The organism is Legionella impletisoli (assembly GCF_900639875.1).
Lineage (GTDB): Bacteria > Pseudomonadota > Gammaproteobacteria > Legionellales > Legionellaceae > Legionella_A > Legionella_A impletisoli.
Window position 1 is genome coordinate 71370 of sequence record NZ_CAAAIA010000002.1, and the last position, 17732, is coordinate 89101.

Sequence of the window (17732 nt, forward strand, 5' to 3'; positions counted from 1 at the left end):
TAGAATGTATTGTGTCGCATTAACTGGTAATATCGCCAGTGGAAAATCAACGGTTGCTAAGCTCTTTAGTAAACGAGGTATCGATATCATCAATGCCGATCAAATTTCACGCGCCTTAACCCAACCTGGAGAACCTGCTTTCTCCGAAATCCTACAATACTTCGGCGAAGCCATCCTCACTGCTCATGGCGAATTAGATCGTTCAAAGCTTCGACACATTATTTTTAATGATGCCGAAAAGCGACAATGGCTGGAATCCTTATTGCATCCACCCATAAGACAAGAAATTGCCCGTAAAGTAAGCGAATGCAATAGTCCCTATTGCATGATTGAAATTCCATTATTACCAAACCGTAAACACTATCCCTATTTAGATGAAATCCTTTATGTTGATGCTCGAAGAGAGGATCAGATAGAACGAGTTATGCGACGTGATCACTGTAGCCACGAGAAAGCTTTGGCCATCTTAAACATACAAGCTTCTATCGAACAACACAAAAGCTTAGCCGATAGGATTTTATATAATAATGGATCATTAGATGATTTAGAAGAACAGGTGGATAAACTCCATCAACAGTATCTCAAACAAGCTCAAGCAAAAACTGAGTGACTATTCTGAAACGATCGTTTCGTCAGTAACTTAGGTCTTAGTTACTGCACAGAGGATATTTTCCAGCAATTTCCGTCTAACTCTAATATTAAGCTAATAAATAGATCTTTCCTGCATTGAACTTTCGGGACGGAAATTACGCGATATTTTCAAAAAAACTTGACAAAGATTATTTTTTTTTGTTTTCAACAAGAAGTATGTTAGTCTAGATGAATCATGCACTCAATGCGCAAAACCAATGCTAAATGAAACCATTACATTTCAGCTTGCAACACACTTTCTATCGAAAATTGCTTTACGTCTTGAGTGCCTATTTTTAACGATAGAGCAAGCGTGTGAAGAAACACATCCAGTTATTCATCATTATGCGTTAAAAAATATTGTAGAAATTCTAAAAATCATCGAAAAACCCGAGCTTAAGAGTCGATTTTTAAAAGAACTCATGCGCATCGAACATGCGATTAATAAAACTCAGCTCACCATAACCTCTGAACAATATGCCAAGTTATTTACTCAGGTTCAATATTTGAGCCACGCTGCAGGACGATTTGGCGGCTCAATCCAATTTGATCCATTTCTCCAAGCTATTCGATTAGCCCAAGCCGCTGAGCACAACGATTGTGAACTGCACTCCCCTCAACTGCTTTTGTGGCTAGAAAATACCCCTGAAAAAAGACAACATGATTTATTAGGGTGGCTTAAGAAGCTTCAATCGTTACAAGAAACGGTGTCGGTTTACTTATCATTACTACGAAATACTGCCCAATTTGATACCATTGACATGTATAATGGTTTTTACCAACGCTCCTTACCCTCTAAACTTTCTTGTCACTTAATTTTGTTACGAATGGATAAAGATTGTGGAATTGTTCCTAAGATGCATATTGGACATCATGGGTTAAGCTTGCGCTTATGCGAAGCGAACTCAATGAATGAAGTCAGTCACAGTCGCACACCTATCGATTTAGCAATCTGCCAAATTTAATCCGCTCTTTGCATGCTTCAGCGGACATTTCAAACCACAGTATTCTTATCTAGACCATGTAGATTATCGACTTCAGGGTATCTTAACTTCATGAGCTTGATTATTTTTTCATTAGCCTCAGGAAAATCATACTGATTTAAATCATCCAAACCAACCCATTTTAAACCAGGCTGGTTCTCCTTAGGATGGGCTTGTCCTTCAAATGAGGAAACATAAAATACGAATAACCGGACTGCTACATTCAAATAGCGATGGTTGATTTCACATAAATGAACGCAATCAATAATCTCAAGGTTAACCTCCTCTTTGATTTCTCGTTTTAAAGCCGTGATAGGAGATTCATTTGCCTCGACTTTTCCACCAGGAAATTCCCACATCCCTCCATGAGACTTATTAAACGGTCGCTGCGTAATAAGCACACGGAGGTTTTTATCTACAATAACGGCAACTGCAACATCCATTAAAGCTTACCATGGCAGGCTTTATACTTTTTGCCTGATCCACATGGGCACGGATCGTTTCGGCCTACTTTTTTGGATGTTCGTTTAAACGTGGAAACTTCCGGTTCTTCTTCCTGCGTATCGGAAGCCGCATGAATGTATTGCATTTTATAAGATTGATCTGCTCGGCGCTGCTCTTCAACCGCGTCAACATCATCCGAAGTTTGGACCTCAACGGAAGACAATAGTCGAATAATTTCATAACGCATACTATCCAGCATCATTGAAAATAGAGTAAATGCCTCACGCTTATATTCCTGCTTTGGATCTTTTTGCGCATAGCCCCGTAAATGAATCCCTTGACGTAAATGATCCATAGCAGCCAAATGTTCACGCCAGTGATTATCTAACGTTTGCAAGATGACTGATTTTTCAAATTGAGCCAATACATCGCGACTAATTTGCTGTTCTTTTTCTTTAAATTGAGTCTCACTTAAATGAATGACTTTTTCTTTAATTTGCTCAGGTAAAATTGCATGATCCTTCTCTATCCATTCAGAGATTGGGGCTTTGAGTTTAAAATCATCAAAAAGCACTTGTTCGAGCGATTGAATATCCCATTGATCTTCCATGCTTTGTGGTGGAATATAACGCTCCACTAAACTACCCAAGACATCTTCACGAATCGCATCAACTGATTGCAGGGGATCTTCTATTGCCATAATTTCAGCGCGCTGAGAATAGATCACTTTCCGCTGATCGTTTGCCACATTATCGTATTCAAGCAACTGCTTTCTAATATCAAAATTATGCCCCTCAAGCTTACGTTGCGCGTTTTCGATGGCTCTGGTCACTAAGTTATGTTCAATAGGCTCGCCTGGTTTCATACCTAGACGGCGCATTAAGGCAGCCACCCGCTCAGACGCGAAAATCCGCATTAAATTATCATCGAGCGACAAATAGAAACGACTACTACCTGGATCACCCTGACGACCTGAACGTCCACGAAGCTGGTTATCTATACGTCGTGATTCATGCCGCTCTGAACCAATAATCCTTAGCCCACCAGCCGCCACAACGGCATCATGCCGTTTTTGCCAGTCTTCGCGAATAGCTTGTTTTTCTTCATCCGTTACCTCTTCAGGAAGTGCTGCAAGCTCAGCAGAAAGATTACCACCCAATACAATATCAGTACCCCTACCCGCCATATTCGTAGCAATGGTTACTACACCAGGACGTCCGGCTTCCGCGATAATCTGAGCTTCTTTCTCATGGAATTTTGCGTTTAATACCTGATGCTTTATCTTCGCTTTATTTAACATCTGGCTGAGCAGTTCAGACGCTTCAATAGATGCGGTTCCTACCAGCACAGGTTGCTTCCTGGCCACACAATCGCGAACATCCTCAATAATTGCTTGATATTTGTCAGCAATGGTTAAATAGATTAAGTCCGGCTCATCGATGCGTTTCATGGGCTGATTGGTTGGGATAACGACGACTTCGAGATTATAAATTTGTTGGAATTCATAAGCCTCGGTATCTGCCGTACCCGTCATGCCGGACAATTTATCGTATAAACGGAAAAAGTTTTGGAACGTAATCGATGCCAAAGTCTGATTTTCATTCTGAATGTGAGCACCTTCTTTTGCTTCTATCGCCTGGTGTAATCCTTCTGACCAGCGTCGACCGGGCATGGTTCGCCCTGTATGCTCGTCGACGATTACCACTTCATTATTCTGTACGATATAATCCACATCGCGGTGGAACATGGCATGTGCCCGTAAAGCAGCGTTGACGTGATGCATTAAAATAATGTTGCTGGCATGATAAAGGCTTTCACCTGGGTCAAGCAACTTAGCTTCCGTAAGTAATTCTTCAATATGCTGATGACCCGCTTCGGTTAAATGCGCCTGTTTTTGTTTTTCATCGATGGTATAATCCCCACCACTTTCTTCATCTTCCTGTTTTTTTAATTTTGGAATCAATTGATTGATTTTTAGATACAGCTCTGAACTATCTTCTGCCGCTCCCGAAATAATTAAAGGCGTACGTGCTTCATCAATTAAAATCGAATCGACTTCATCCACGATAGCAAAATGTAAGTCGCGCTGAACTTTGTCTTCTAGGCTAAATGCCATGTTGTCGCGCAAATAGTCAAACCCAAATTCATTGTTTGTCCCATAAAGAACATCCGATCGATAAGCCTGTTGTTTTTCCTCATGAGGCATATCGGGGTAGATCACACCAACACTTAACCCTAGAAATTCATAAATAGGCTTCATCCACTCACTATCGCGCTTAGCTAGATAGTCATTCACTGTGACAACATGAACACCACGGCCAGTCAATGCATTTAAATAAGCCGGCAAGGTTGCCACCAGCGTTTTTCCTTCGCCGGTACGCATTTCTGCAATATTGCCCTCATGCAACACCATGCCGCCAATCATCTGCACATCAAAATGACGTAATCCTAATTTTCGAACCGATGTTTCACGAACGACAGCAAACGCTTCCGCCAATAGTTCATTCAGAGTTTCACCATCCGCTAATCGGGCCTTAAAATGTTTGGTCTTCCCAGCAAGCTCCTCATCGGACAGTGCTTTCATATGAGGCTCAAACGCATTAATCGCTTCCACCGTTTTTTCCATGCGCCGCAAGGTGCGTTCGTTTCGGCTACCAAACATTTTTTTCATTAACGTATTCAGCATGGCCCTGATAATCCCCTCATCGAATCAAATTTTTAAAATTGCTTAATGTACTAGAATTCCTCTCCAAAAGCCATGATTCTGCGGTAATTCTAGCGATTCTGTATGCAGTTCCTAGCCTGCTCTTAACTTTCTGAGCAAGAATTTCTAATGACTAAATACCTCACTGCTAACGTGCTCCATATCCTGCATTTTATCCAAAGCTTGTTTGATACCTTGTTCAAAATTATCGCGCTGAGCACTGAGCAAACCCTCTTTCCACCGCTTGCCATTAGGTAGTCCATAAGCAAAACCAAAAACCGGTTTTAATAATAGGCTCGCAGGAACTCCAGCTGCATACTGAGCGAGCGCATACTCAAAATAGCTCGTTAAGATTTCAACTCGTGTAATAAGTGTATACCCTGGAAACATCTTATGATGAATGTGTGCTATCTGATACGGATCCTGGCAAGCCAAACGCCCAAGCATGACCCCGTCAACTACCGTCAAATGGCTTTGTATTTCATTATAGCAGGTAATATTACCATTGATGACGAGAGGAAAAGCTCCTAGCTCTTTTTTTAATCGATAGACATATTCATAATGAATAGGTGGTATGGTTCGGTTTTGTTTGGGGTTTAATCCCTTGAGCCAGGCTTTGCGCGCATGAACAATGATCTTATCTGCACCAGCATCGACAAGTCGATGCGCAAAGTGGGCAAAAAACTCATAACTATCTTGTTGGTCAATCCCAATGCGTGTTTTAGCTGTCACCGGAATACCCACCGCGTTTTTCATCGCGATGATGCAATCGGATACCAAATCAGGCTCGGCCATCATACAAGCGCCAAAACGCCCTGCTTGCACTCGATCACTTGGACATCCAAGGTTTAAATTGACCTCATCAAATCCTGCTGCTTCAGCCATTTGTGCACAACGCACGAGTGCATCGACAGTAGCACCCCCAAGTTGTAGGGCCAATGGTTTTTCAGTACGATGAAATTGTAGCGCACGCGATGGATTATTGAATAAAGTTCCGGGCGTTTGCATATCGGTATACAGTAATGCATTGGGAGCTAATAATCGCATCAAAACCCGAAAATGGGTATAAGTCCAATCGATCATTGGCGCAATAGCTAAAGGAGAAAGTAAGCTTGGTATTTTAGACACAACACACACTACAACTTATGAACATTTTTTATAGTATACATCAATCGATTTGTGATTAAAATTTACCCTACTCCAAGTTTACTCCCTACGTCATTCTAAGGTACGTTATCTCTCTCAACTCATCACATAACGAATGCCATGATCATAAGCCAGTATAAGCAACGTTAAATTTCCACCCTTTGGGTGTATCTCTCCCCTCGCCCACTTTTGATAAGTAGAAGGGGTCATAATTCAGCTCGATTAAACCACCCCCTTCCATTTTAGGAAGCTTTTGATTCGGGTTTATCCCAAAATGCTAATGAAAGAAAAGCAAAGTTTGAGGATTACGCATTACGCTCGATTTTTTCTTTTTTTTCTAGAGATGAGTTATAATGAAGTGCCTTGAGGCAGCCAACCGCACACATGGGGCAAGTCATGCATATTTTGAAAATTGATTACAGGGATTCTGAAGCCGATAAACAATTTAGTAAGTCGCTTCGAGAAACAGGATTCGCCGTTTTAGAATACCACCCCATTTCTTCCGAACTAATTGATTCCATTTACGGCGAATGGATTAATTTTTTCAAAAGCAATGAAAAACAGCATTACCTCTATAAAAGAGAAACTCAAGACGGTTACTTCCCTCCTTCGATATCTGAGAAAGCAAAAGGCGCTTCCATTAAAGATATTAAAGAATTTTTTCAATATTATCCTTGGGGGCAGTATCCCTCTACAATAAGCCCAAATACCAAAGTGCTTTATCAGCAGCTCACTGATCTCGCCTCAACCCTTTTAACCTGGCTGGAACGAACCTTACCTCCAAGCGTTTCTAATCAATTATCCATGCCATTGTCTTCCATGATCAATCAAAGTGATCAAACGATGCTACGAATTCTTCACTATCCGCCACTCTCTGGAACTGAACCCGTAGGAGCTGTTCGAGCCGCGGCCCATGAAGACATTAACTTAATTACTCTACTAGTTGGTGCAACAAGCTCTGGATTACAAGTAAAAGACAATCAAGGACGTTGGCATGAAGTCCCTTGCTCTAAAGAACACATCGTTGTCAACGCCGGGGACATGTTGGATCTGGCAACCAATGGACATTATCGATCAACCACGCATCGAGTCGTTAATCCTGATTCAAATAATCTGGCGAGACTTTCCATGCCCTTATTTCTTCACCCACGACCCGAGGTACAACTTTCGCCTGAAAAAACTGCAAGACAATATCTTTATGAACGGTTAAGTGAATTAGGAGTGTTGTAGCTATGAATTCCGAAAAAGCCAGTCTTCCATCTGATGCCATCACACAAGTCAAACAGTATTTATTGCGATTACAACACTCGATTTGCCAAACATTGGAACAATTAGATGGAAGCAGTCAATTTATTGAGGACGCATGGACCAGGACTCAGGGTGGTGGTGGAGTTTCTCGTGTTTTAAGTCACGGTGCCGTTTTTGAAAAGGCTGGGGTTAATTTTTCTCATGTGATGGGACAACAATTACCTGCCTCAGCAACGGCTCATCGTCCTGAGTTAGCTGGTCGTGAATTTACTGCATTAGGCGTTTCTTTAGTCATCCACCCCCAAAATCCGTATGTTCCGACCTCACATGCCAACGTTCGTTTTTTTAGCGCGGAAAAAAAAGGAGAGCGTCCTGTTTGGTGGTTTGGTGGGGGGTTTGATTTAACACCGTATTATGGCTTTATCGAAGATTGTCGGCATTGGCATCAAACAGCACGCGAGGCATGTGCTCCCTATGGCGACACCATGTATCAAAAATTTAAAAGCTGGTGTGATCAATATTTCTATCTTAAGCACCGTGAAGAAGCACGCGGTATCGGTGGATTATTCTTTGATGACTTTAATGAAGGGGGATTTGAATTAAGCTTTGGACTCATGAAACGTATTGGTGATCATTTTATCAAAGCCTATGCACCGATTGTAGAGAAAAGAAAAGACACCCCTTATGGGAAACGACAAAAGGAATTTCAGTTATTCAGGCGCGGGCGCTATGTTGAATTTAATTTAATCTATGATCGAGGTACTCTTTTTGGCTTACAATCCGGAGGGCGAACCGAGTCAATTCTTATGTCACTCCCACCTGAAGTTCAATGGCAATACAATTGGCATCCAGAACCTCATACCCCCGAGGCAAGATTGTACACAGATTTTCTTCCGGCAAGAGACTGGCTAGCCTAGTCAGGGGTCAGGGGTCAGGGGTCAGGGTTCAGGGTTCAGGGTTCAGGGTTCAGGTTTCAGGTTTCAGAGTGCTAACTCCTGCATCTCCACGTCCTACGGCTTTGACCCTGTCTCTTGATCACATCTTAAGCCTACGCCACCCGGCTTGTCCGGGTGGCCCAGTGTTTTAGCGCAGTACTTATGGATTCTGTGTCAAGTCACTGAACCTAGAAGACTAGAGCTGGACTAGATTTTCAGTAATGTGTAGAAGATTCAGGGCTTTGACCGCAGCATCCATTGGTTTTGAGGCTTCTAGCATGGATCCTGCGGTCAAAGCCGCAGGACGTTGAAATATACCTGCCCCCCTCACTCCTCACTCCTCACTCCTCACTCCTCACTCCTCACTCTTGACTCCTGACTCCTGACTCCTGACTCCTGACTCCTGACCCCTGACCCTGACTCCAGACTCCCGAACCTGATCCTTATTTCCTAAAATAAATCCAAAAGATTCCAGCGGCAAAGACATTTAGAATGCCTAATGTTAAGAAAACCCCTGGGATAGGAACCTTTAAATAAATAAGCAGCATCACAAACAATGAACCAAGCACCATAAAAAAAGCATTGAATATATTATTGGCAGCAATGGTTCTTGCACGATGCGTTCCTTCGCTACTCACTTGAAGAAACGTATAGAGTGGGACAATAAAAAGTCCCCCACTGAATGCTAAGAAAAATAAATCCAATGAAATACGTATGTGCTGAATATCTAGAAAAAACTCGGTAAGCGATAACATTGTTTTAGACTGATTTGGGGTTGCCCAATACAAATCACACGCGAAAACCGATAATAGCAACATGGCTTTAGGAACCAATCTTAGAGAAACTTCTCCTTCTAAAATTTTATTAATGGCCAGAGAGCCAGCAGCGATGCCAATTGAAAATAACGCAAGAAAGACTGCAAACACCGTCGTTTCGGCATTTAATACATAATTTGAGTAATCAGGTAGCTTGGTTAAAATGACAGCACCTATTAGCCAAAACCAAGAAATTGCAAATAATGCGGGCACGATTTTGGTATTGCGAACAATATCCCTTATCATACGATTGGTTGCTCGAATAAGGCGCCAATCTACATTAATATTACTATCTTTAGAGCGTGCTGGAGGAATAAAATGACTTGCAAATAAGCCAATCAAAGCAGATGAGCAAGTCAGCAGAACAGCATACAAGACACCCGAACGTTCTCCACCAACTCCTAAAGCACCTAATGTCGTGCCGAACAAAATAGCCAAAAATGTGCTGCCCTCAATGAGTGAGGTTGCAGCGAGCAATTGTCCATTTGGAAGATGGTCTGGCAAAATAGCGTATTTGATTGGTCCAAAAAAAGTGGAGTGAACGCCCATGCCAGTTAAAGTAAGCATCATGAGGGGAATATTCCCATAATATAGCCCTACTCCACCGACTATCATGAGCATTAATTCAAATACTTTTAGTACGCGAGTCATTTTAGCTTTATCAATTTTATCTGCTAATTGACCGGCAGTCGCAGATAGAATAAAAAAAGGCAGGATAAATAATGCCCCGGCTATTGCTTGAAATTGCTCGGATTGACCTTGGCTTGTACTAAGAAAATAACTGATTAAAGTCAGCATGGCCAGCTTATATGCATTATCATTAAACGCGCCGAAAAACTGGGTTAAAAAGAGCGGGAGAAATGTTTTTTTTCCTAACAAATGTAATACTCTCGCTTTCATTGAAATAGAACCCTGTTTTAGTGAGTGTTCTCTACAACTCGACGCGTTAATGCCTGCATTACTTTTTCAAGATTATGTTGATGAGGAGCAGTCTGATTAATTATGGCTCTCATGCGCTGTTCAAAATAATCCTTCACTTCGCGATCTGGTAATATATAAAACACACCTTTTTCTATTTCGGCAAGGACATGATTGGCCACTTCTTCAGGATCGCGACTTCGTTGAATTAAATCAATCATGACAGCATGCAATGGGCTTTCCTCACTGGGCTTAGAGTTTGATAATAACCCCGTATTTGCAAACGAAGGGCACACCACCGATACATCGACCGGCTTTTCAGAAACGCTTAGCTCAAAATGAAGTGATTCGGATAGTGCAACAATCGCATGTTTTGACATGGCATAGGCTGTCATATTCGATCCGCTACATAACCCATAAAAACTAGCCATGTTAATGATGCGTGACCGATGCCGTTGCTCAAACAAGATAGGAAGGAATACTTGAATGCCATTTAAGACACCATACAAATTAACATCCATGACTTGTTGAATTTCATCCGGGCTTAACATCCATAAAGGAGCAATTCGTCCACTAATACCTGCGTTATTAAATATCCAATCCACACGACCAAAGACTCGGATTGACTCTTTAGCTAGGTGATGAACGTGTTCTAACTGTGTTACATCACAAGGAAAGCTAAGAACACGATCGCGCTCACTCATATGAAGTTGCATGACACGGCGAGTCAAGGCCTGTTCATCAATATCGGCCATTACTACGCGCATTTGTTTATTAAGGCAGGCGTTTACAAGCGCCAAACCAATCCCACTTCCAGCACCGGTTATTACAGCGACTGGCGCATTTTCCCAATGTTTACTCATGAAATAACTAGACCTTAAAATAAGTCATTTATACTCAGTAAATAAGTATATAATGAGCCCAGTTTAATATTTAATCGGGTATGCGAATGGTGTATGAATCAAATAGATAAGTCAATAAGTCGTCTCTTTTTCAATAACAACATCTTGAGCCTTAAACCCTTTGGGGCCTTTGTCAAGGACATAACTGACGGTATCGTTTTCATGAAGTGTCTTAAAACCAACCCCCTGAATATCTTTGTAATGCACAAAAATGTCATCGCCATCAGGGCTAATAATAAATCCAAATCCCTTTTTTTCGTTAAACCATTTAACTTGTCCTGTTAATCGTTGCGACATTTCGCTCATCCTCTTTTTTTTGGTTTTAAAAATCCATTAATTTTAAAATTATTGCTAAAATAAAATAGCTAATTGGGTAAACTAGCCCTAACAGCATAACAATATTTTAATTGATTATTAAGGATTTTTTTTAAAAGTCAATATCGGGAGCATCTGTGAATAATTTAAAAGAAGCGTTTATACGACTTGCTTTAGAGTGCGAGGCATTAAAATTTGGCGAATTTACCTTAAAGTCTGGAAGAAAAAGTCCTTATTTTTTTAATGCGGGTTTAATATATCAGGGGAAAGGTCTTAGAAGCCTAGGTCAATTTTATGCGAATGCGATTTTTGAGCAAGAATTAGATTTTGATCACATTTTTGGCCCTTCTTATAAGGGGATTCCCATTGCTACCGCAACAGCGATTGCATTAGCAGAAATGGGAGTAGATACCACCGTCACCTTTAATCGCAAGGAAATAAAAACTCATGGTGAAGGTGGCCAGTTAATTGGTGCCCCATTAAGTGGCAAAACGCTTGTTGTGGATGATGTAATTACCGCAGGAACAGCGTTTCGAGAAGCACAAGATTTAATTATTCGCCATGGCGGAACTTTATCGGGGGTTGTTATTTCTCTTGATCGATGCGAGCGCGGTCAGGGAGAGCAATCGACCTTGCGTGAGATTAAATCGCAAGGAATTGAAGTGATCTCATTGATTACTATTTTTGATTTAATCGATTACCTTCAAGAACACGCTGAAGAGGCTAAAGTTTCGCAATTAAAGAGTTATTTAGAAATTCATGGCGAATCGTTATAAGACGCTCTCTCAGAGCGTTATATAATAAAATTGCAATAGGGAATATTGCTAGCCAGCAATCTAATTGCTGGCTAGCAATAATAAAATAGTATTGTTATCGATTTTAATAAGAAGCGATATCGATGGTTTTCATTTTGTGGGTAATCTTCTTATCCTCTCGCAAGATGGTAAGGCTTATTTCATCTCCTACTTTAATTTTACTCAATACATTATAAAGTGTATCGTAATTTCCTATAGCCTGACCATTGAGGCCAATGATGACATCACCGAGATGAATTCGCCCAAGTCTGTCACGATAAGTGCCACGTAACCCAACTGCAGCGGCTGGAGTTTTGGGCAATACTTCTGAAATTAAAATACCTTTTTTAACCCCCAGTCTTACTGCAATATTTGGCTCCACTCGCTGGATCCCAATACCGGCGAGTTTAACACGTCCATGCTCAATAATTTGGTTCACAAGTCTTGCGATATCATCCGCAGGAACAGCAAACCCTACCCCGGAAGATGAACCCGATTGCGAATAGATAAGGGTATTTAACCCAATGAGTCTGCCAAAACTATCAAGTAATGGACCACCTGAATTACCCGGATTAATTGAGGCATCGGTTTGAATCATTTCTCGAATAGTCACCCCACCAATCCCCGGGACTTGACGACCTAGTGCTGAGATAACCCCCGTTGTTAAACTATGATCTAAACCGAATGGATTTCCAATCGCGATTGTTTTTTGACCAACTAATAGATGATCGGTATGTGCAATTTCAAAAGGCTGAAAAGATTTCACTAAATCTAAGGCTTTTCTAGATTCTAATTTCAATACTGCTACGTCTTTTCGTGGTTCAGCACCAACCACTTTGGCAGGAAAGGTATGGTTTCCTATGCTAACGGCTAAGTTATCTGCATCTGCAATAACATGAAAGTTCGTAACGATATGACCTTTGTTGTCCCAAATAATTCCAGAGCCAGCCCCTGAGGGAATATGAAGCAGCTCAGAGGTTCCATTGACTACGGTTTTAATCCGATGAACATAGATCACTTTAGGCGATGCTTTCTGAAATACTTCAATGGTATTTCTTTCATCTGGTAAAAAGTGATCAAGATTATTAGCAAACCCGGGATGAAACAGCAAAAAGAAGGTGAAGGTTGTAATAAAACGAATAAAATAATGATTCATGTTTCCCCCTAATGAGAGCCCATGAAAGCAAAGGCTTTTCTAAATTAGGCTAAGAACGGTATTCAAGATATCGGATAATAAAGAGGTATTATGCTTTATTGCTGCGCAACTTGTCAATTTTGGCAGATAACCAATAAGAGTGAATTCTAATGTAAGGATGAAAAGGCATAATGAAATTTTTGTATAAAACTTATCAATCAACAGCTTCAGTAGTAGGTACCTTCACATTTTATCGTGAGGCTTTAGGCACCACAAAAAAAGCCCATCATTCCATAACCTAAGAAATAATGGGCCTTACTAGAGAAATTTGATTATCTAAGCGGGTTCCGAAATGTATGACTGCTCATCATACTCTGTCTCAGACTCTTGCTCATAAAATGAAGGGTGAGATCCATCGTCCAAATCCGAATCATAACCATTAATCTCTCTTTCCGTATTTCTGACATCCATACGAGCAGCGCGTTCCTCCTCGAAACGACTTGGAGAGATGTTCGAACTTAGATTAAAAAACTGCAAGAGCATTTGTAAGGGTGCAGTAATTAACTTAAACGCCTGAGAACCCGACTCAATCGATTTCATGGTGACTTGTTCTGAATTTTGATTGTGCCGAATATAGATTTTTTCTAATAAGCCCGTATGCCGCTCATAGATATCATCTAATTTCTTATTACGTTCCTTTTCCTGCTGCAATAAATAATCTTGCAGATCTCTGTGAGTATCCCAAAACGTTGCACGACGAGCCTGAAGCTGACTTAATTGCTCGTCGTAGAACTCAATCTCACGGTCTATTTCCTGTCTTAACCGATCACAGACTAGTTTACGCTCATCAACTTTTTCACCGTTTATCAATGCACTCGATTCCTTGAGCATCAATTCAGAATATCGTTGAATTAAAATAAATTTTTTATTCAAAATATCATCAATTTTCTGATCCAGGTATTGAATGTCATCTTTATTCGAATCAAGCACTTTATAATGTGAAGTAAACCGTTTATTGCTTTCCATTTGCTTTCGCAAACGTTCAAGCTCAACAGCCTCTTGATCTAATGCCCGTTGCTGGGCTTTATCATTTAAATGCTTGTCGCGGCTTAATAATAACTGCCTAATAAATGCTGAAAGCGTTGTAACGACTCCGAAAATAACGGTACTGATGATCGCTATCGTGACAGGTTCCATAAACCGCCTCCTTAATGCAAATGAACCAACTGAGTATGTAATTCAACAGCAAAATAACGACTAAAATCTTGGTAATTTTTTACTTCGGGCCAGACGCCTGTTTCATCACACATGCGATGCATTTCTGCTTTAAACATGGGCTGATAATAATGCTTAAGAAAAGGTTTAACTTCCGTTAATTGATTGAAGTTTTTAACAACCACCGTAGCATTTTCAGAGATCTGAGTGAGATTCACTGTGTTTAAAATAGTGGTCAAATCCGTTTGTTCTTGAACGGCAGACTTCATCCATTTTAATAAAACCGCACGTGGTTTAATGCAAACCAACTGATGCCCATCCTGTAAAGTAGGCTCCATCAATACGATTTGTGAGTGAAGCTCAAATTTGAAACAACAGAGAAAGTCCAGAAAACTGCCTTCAATATCATTGCGGGCATCCTCACCCAGCCATCTTGATATTTCATGTCTGAACATGGTTGGAAAATGTTTTTCAATCTCATCCAGCGTGTCTTCTTCATCATCATGTTTCAAAATAGTATACGCCGTCGTATCCGTTTGAAAAACACTGAGATCAGGGATTTCTATTTCCGGTAACTGTGCCGCTAAAAAAGAACGAAAAACGGATGTTGGTTTTAATATTACAACTTCCCATTGACTTTGTTGCATAATGCTCTCCTTAAAATATTGTCTCATCCTGAGTACAACGTGAAAAGCTAATATTAATTTACATCTTTTCTCGGGGAAGACTATCAGCTTATCATTTTATAATTAAATAATGCAATAGATTTATTTATCGTAACTTGGTTATTTTATTTTTATATGGTTGCATTTCGTCACTTCTAACCCGTTGAATTCGTGACTACCAAGCGTTATCCTTGTAAGCCCATTCTATTAATGAAAACAAAATCTCTGGGAACACATTGGCTTAGAATTATGAACGTTCTTAAAAAAATCTTTTTTATATTTCTTGCGACCATTCTTGTTTTAGTTATTGGGCTCTGGTTATTTCTCAAGACCCTCGAACCCGAGTGGGTCAAAACCTATCTTTCCAAACAAATTACCCTCATTACTGGCTTACCCAGTCATATTAATGGAACGGTCAGTTGGCAGGTTTTTCCTACCCCTGGCGTTAAGGTCAACCACATTCAAATGGGTGAGGATAATATAAAAAGTAAGCTTAAACTTTCGATTAACGATTTGATATTAAAACTTCAAATAAAACCTTTATTTCATGGAAAATTAGTTTTTAGTGAGATTAAAATAGATGGGGTAGACGCGGTGATTCATCCCAATGCTCCAGCACCCGCAATCATTAAAACTACTCCCGCGAAGAAAAAAGAATCTAAGAATAAATTGCCCCCTTCTAAAATAGTCTTTGCGATTGAAAATTTTCACTTAACCAATGGCCATATAAACGTTATACAGGACGAAGCTCAATATACATTGAACGATTTACACATCGGGTTATCTCAATTAAATCTAGAAAATAAGTATTTTCCCTTACAATTAACATCTACTTTAGCCATAAATTCACCTAAACATTCAGGACATGCGGCAATAAATTATAAAGGAAAAATAAAACTCTCTAATGAAATCCTTTACTTTGCTCAAAAGAGTCTCTCAGGATTCAATACAATTGGCCAACTGAGTCTCAGCGATATTAAGCTTAATCAATTTTATATTGAAAAAATAACGGCCAATACCCAAGTTCAAAACAATGCCATTCAATTCGACCCGCTCAAAGTAACGCTTTATGAAGGGGAATCCATTGGAAATATATCTTACCAATTTGACACTCAAATCATTAGGCTCAATCAAACAGCAACCAATCTTAACCTTGAACCGCTTCTTAAGGATTTACTGAATAAAAACTTAATGGTTGGAAAATTAGACTTGACCACACATGGCAATGCTCGTTTAAGTGACACCAATTGGTTAAGTTCTTTACGAGTAAAAGGGGGTGCTTCGGTTAAGGATGGTAAGTTATTATTCATGGATATCCAAGCTTTGGTGAACGAATTGCTTAACCGTTTTCAAACGCTCATGAGTAACCCAACGATAGATCCCCAAACCATTTCTGAGCTTACTGATTTAAAACCTGAAGAATATCAGAAAGGTATTACTAAATTTAATACTTTAAATCTAACGTATGATACACCACAAAGTATGTTGCTCAATAACTCAATAGTTTTGCAGACTAACAAGTTTGAACTATCAGGCCAAGGCGTTATCAATCTACAACAAATGACTATTCATAATGGCTTAAATTTAAAGCTTTCGTCAAACAACAATCTGGCTAAAATCCAAGCCATTTTTTCTAATGGCATTCCGCTTCTTTTGCAAGGCCAACTTAGTAAGCCCGTGATATACCCAGATATGAAACAAATTAGTACAACTCTCACCCAGTATTATTTGAAAAAGACGTTAGATAAACCTGTTAAGCAATTAAAGGAAGAAGTAAAAAGTTTTTTTGATAGTCTATGAATACAACTGAAATCGCAGCGCAATTTACCATGCCGCTTTTAGAATGGTATGAGCTTCATGGTCGTAAAGAACTACCTTGGAAATCCAGTGATCCCTACCCGGTATGGATTTCTGAAATTATGTTGCAACAAACCCAGGTAAAAACAGTCATTCCATTTTTTAACCGATTCATGGCTCGTTTCCCAACCATCGAAGTGCTTGCCATGGCCTCCCTTGATGACGTGTTAGCTTACTGGTCTGGACTTGGTTATTATAGTCGCGCACGAAATATTCATAAAACAGCTCGAATACTATACTTTGAACATGGAGGAACATTTTCTAAAGATCCCAATGAACTAAAAAAACTTCCTGGCATAGGCGACTCCACTGCCGCAGCCATTACATCCTTAGTATTTAATAAGCCAACCCCTATTCTAGATGGCAATGTAAAACGAGTCTTGAGCCGTTTTTTTCTGGTGAAGGGAGCGCCAGATAAAACCTCAGTTAAAAAACAGCTCTGGAATCTTGCTGCACAATGCATGAGCTCAGATAAATGCGCAAGATATACCCAGGCAATCATGGATTTAGGCGCGACTTGTTGCACCATTAAACATTCTCAATGCGAACAATGCCCTTTACACAAAGGGTGCAAAGCATTTCAAACCAACGCTGTTTCAAACTATCCTTACAAAAAGCCAAAGAAATTAAAACCCATTAAATCACAACAGTTTTTGTTGATTTTTGATGAACATCAGCGCATTTATCTTGAAAAAAATCCACCTGAAGGTTTATGGGGCGGACTCTGGTGCCTGCCTGCTATTGATAAAGAATGCTTAACTGAGGATTATATTAATGAAGAATATAAGCTTACCGTCAAAAAGAAAATTAAGTTAAGTTCGTTTAAGCATGCATTTAGTCATTTTAGTCTTGAAATCCAACCCTTTGCTTTATTAATAGGCCATAATGATAATCAATTGACATCTATCCCTAAAGGCAGTTGGTGGAATTTACAAGAAGCACTGGATTTAGGACTTCCTAAACCGATACGAACGATTATCAATGAATACCAAAATAACATTTGTTTAATGAGTTAAACATTCTCCA

The 17732-nt window shown here is 40.0% G+C and carries 16 protein-coding genes; 7 read left to right on the plus strand and 9 right to left on the minus strand.

The genetic code is table 11. The features are described 5' to 3' along the window. Positions 1-4: 4 nt before the first annotated feature. Both coaE and zapD read left to right on the plus strand, forming a co-directional pair. On the plus strand, positions 5-610 hold the full coding sequence (gene coaE / locus E1O41_RS02565) for a dephospho-CoA kinase (protein WP_131775758.1): 606 nt from the start codon (positions 5-7) through the stop codon (positions 608-610). Positions 611-848: 238 nt separating this feature from the next. After that, positions 849-1595, plus strand: a complete 747-nt coding sequence (zapD, locus tag E1O41_RS02570; protein ID WP_131775759.1) for a cell division protein ZapD — start codon at positions 849-851, stop codon at positions 1593-1595. A 29-nt stretch (positions 1596-1624) separates the two neighbouring features. Here zapD and mutT read toward each other — a convergent pair whose 3' ends face one another. The 3 genes from mutT to dusA form a co-directional block, all read right to left on the minus strand. Continuing rightward, entirely contained in the window at positions 1625-2056 is a 432-nt protein-coding gene (gene mutT, locus E1O41_RS02575) for an 8-oxo-dGTP diphosphatase MutT (protein WP_131775760.1), read from the minus strand. Next, positions 2056-4743, minus strand: a complete 2688-nt coding sequence (gene secA, locus E1O41_RS02580) for a preprotein translocase subunit SecA (protein ID WP_131775761.1) — start codon at positions 4741-4743, stop codon at positions 2056-2058. The genes mutT and secA overlap by 1 nt, the downstream gene beginning before the upstream one ends. A gap of 144 nt (positions 4744-4887) precedes the next feature. Further along, positions 4888-5844 (minus strand): tRNA dihydrouridine(20/20a) synthase DusA, encoded by a 957-nt coding sequence (gene dusA, locus E1O41_RS02585; RefSeq protein ID WP_229669325.1) that lies wholly within the window; start codon positions 5842-5844, stop codon positions 4888-4890. 459 nt (positions 5845-6303) lie between these two features. Between dusA and E1O41_RS02595 the strand changes: the two genes are divergently transcribed. Further along, the gene (locus E1O41_RS02595; protein ID WP_131776018.1) at positions 6304-7137 is read left to right on the plus strand and encodes a 2OG-Fe(II) oxygenase family protein; all 834 of its coding nucleotides are present in this window, start codon (positions 6304-6306) and stop codon (positions 7135-7137) included. 2 nt (positions 7138-7139) lie between these two features. Beyond that, entirely contained in the window at positions 7140-8072 is a 933-nt protein-coding gene (gene hemF / locus E1O41_RS02600) for an oxygen-dependent coproporphyrinogen oxidase (RefSeq protein ID WP_131775763.1), read from the plus strand. Positions 8073-8533: 461 nt separating this feature from the next. Here the strand turns inward: hemF and E1O41_RS02605 are convergent, their stop codons facing one another. From E1O41_RS02605 to E1O41_RS02615, 3 genes are all read right to left on the minus strand, one after another. Next, positions 8534-9805 (minus strand): MFS transporter, encoded by a 1272-nt coding sequence (locus E1O41_RS02605; RefSeq protein ID WP_131775764.1) that lies wholly within the window; start codon positions 9803-9805, stop codon positions 8534-8536. Positions 9806-9822: 17 nt separating this feature from the next. After that, complete coding sequence (locus E1O41_RS02610; RefSeq protein ID WP_131775765.1) at positions 9823-10686, minus strand: SDR family NAD(P)-dependent oxidoreductase; 864 nt, start codon at positions 10684-10686, stop codon at positions 9823-9825. Positions 10687-10797: 111 nt separating this feature from the next. Continuing rightward, complete coding sequence (locus E1O41_RS02615; protein ID WP_131776019.1) at positions 10798-11022, minus strand: cold shock domain-containing protein; 225 nt, start codon at positions 11020-11022, stop codon at positions 10798-10800. A gap of 155 nt (positions 11023-11177) precedes the next feature. Here E1O41_RS02615 and pyrE point away from each other — a divergent pair, with 155 nt between their 5' ends. Beyond that, on the plus strand, positions 11178-11816 hold the full coding sequence (gene pyrE, locus E1O41_RS02620; protein ID WP_131775766.1) for an orotate phosphoribosyltransferase: 639 nt from the start codon (positions 11178-11180) through the stop codon (positions 11814-11816). Between the two features lie 103 nt (positions 11817-11919). Here the strand turns inward: pyrE and E1O41_RS02625 are convergent, their stop codons facing one another. The 3 genes from E1O41_RS02625 to E1O41_RS02635 form a co-directional block, all read right to left on the minus strand. Then, complete coding sequence (locus E1O41_RS02625) at positions 11920-12990, minus strand: S1C family serine protease (RefSeq protein WP_131775767.1); 1071 nt, start codon at positions 12988-12990, stop codon at positions 11920-11922. A gap of 315 nt (positions 12991-13305) precedes the next feature. Next, complete coding sequence (locus E1O41_RS02630; RefSeq protein WP_131775768.1) at positions 13306-14166, minus strand: hypothetical protein; 861 nt, start codon at positions 14164-14166, stop codon at positions 13306-13308. Positions 14167-14177: 11 nt separating this feature from the next. Beyond that, positions 14178-14831 (minus strand): hypothetical protein, encoded by a 654-nt coding sequence (locus E1O41_RS02635; RefSeq protein ID WP_131775769.1) that lies wholly within the window; start codon positions 14829-14831, stop codon positions 14178-14180. Positions 14832-15098: 267 nt separating this feature from the next. Here E1O41_RS02635 and E1O41_RS02640 point away from each other — a divergent pair, with 267 nt between their 5' ends. After that, positions 15099-16649, plus strand: a complete 1551-nt coding sequence (locus tag E1O41_RS02640) for an AsmA family protein (RefSeq protein ID WP_165481082.1) — start codon at positions 15099-15101, stop codon at positions 16647-16649. Continuing rightward, a complete protein-coding gene (gene mutY / locus E1O41_RS02645) occupies positions 16646-17722 on the plus strand; it encodes an A/G-specific adenine glycosylase (protein ID WP_131775771.1) in 1077 nt (358 codons plus the stop codon). The genes E1O41_RS02640 and mutY overlap by 4 nt, the downstream gene beginning before the upstream one ends. Positions 17723-17732: the final 10 nt, after the last annotated feature.

Excerpts from the sequence above, each read along its gene's own strand:
- E1O41_RS02635 (WP_131775769.1), bottom strand. The coding sequence starts at position 14,831 with ATGCAACAAAGTCAATGGGAAGTTGTAATATTAAAACCAACATCCGTT.
- E1O41_RS02625 (WP_131775767.1), bottom strand. The coding sequence starts at position 12,990 with ATGAATCATTATTTTATTCGTTTTATTACAACCTTCACCTTCTTTTTG.
- zapD (WP_131775759.1), top strand. The coding sequence starts at position 849 with ATGCTAAATGAAACCATTACATTTCAGCTTGCAACACACTTTCTATCG.
- E1O41_RS02640 (WP_165481082.1), top strand. The coding sequence starts at position 15,099 with ATGAACGTTCTTAAAAAAATCTTTTTTATATTTCTTGCGACCATTCTT.
- hemF (WP_131775763.1), top strand. The coding sequence starts at position 7,140 with ATGAATTCCGAAAAAGCCAGTCTTCCATCTGATGCCATCACACAAGTC.
- E1O41_RS02595 (WP_131776018.1), top strand. The coding sequence starts at position 6,304 with ATGCATATTTTGAAAATTGATTACAGGGATTCTGAAGCCGATAAACAA.
- E1O41_RS02630 (WP_131775768.1), bottom strand. The coding sequence starts at position 14,166 with ATGGAACCTGTCACGATAGCGATCATCAGTACCGTTATTTTCGGAGTC.
- E1O41_RS02605 (WP_131775764.1), bottom strand. The coding sequence starts at position 9,805 with ATGAAAGCGAGAGTATTACATTTGTTAGGAAAAAAAACATTTCTCCCG.
- E1O41_RS02610 (WP_131775765.1), bottom strand. The coding sequence starts at position 10,686 with ATGAGTAAACATTGGGAAAATGCGCCAGTCGCTGTAATAACCGGTGCT.
- dusA (WP_229669325.1), bottom strand. The coding sequence starts at position 5,844 with ATGATCGATTGGACTTATACCCATTTTCGGGTTTTGATGCGATTATTA.
- E1O41_RS02615 (WP_131776019.1), bottom strand. The coding sequence starts at position 11,022 with ATGTCGCAACGATTAACAGGACAAGTTAAATGGTTTAACGAAAAAAAG.
- secA (WP_131775761.1), bottom strand. The coding sequence starts at position 4,743 with ATGCTGAATACGTTAATGAAAAAAATGTTTGGTAGCCGAAACGAACGC.
- mutT (WP_131775760.1), bottom strand. The coding sequence starts at position 2,056 with ATGGATGTTGCAGTTGCCGTTATTGTAGATAAAAACCTCCGTGTGCTT.
- coaE (WP_131775758.1), top strand. The coding sequence starts at position 5 with ATGTATTGTGTCGCATTAACTGGTAATATCGCCAGTGGAAAATCAACG.
- mutY (WP_131775771.1), top strand. The coding sequence starts at position 16,646 with ATGAATACAACTGAAATCGCAGCGCAATTTACCATGCCGCTTTTAGAA.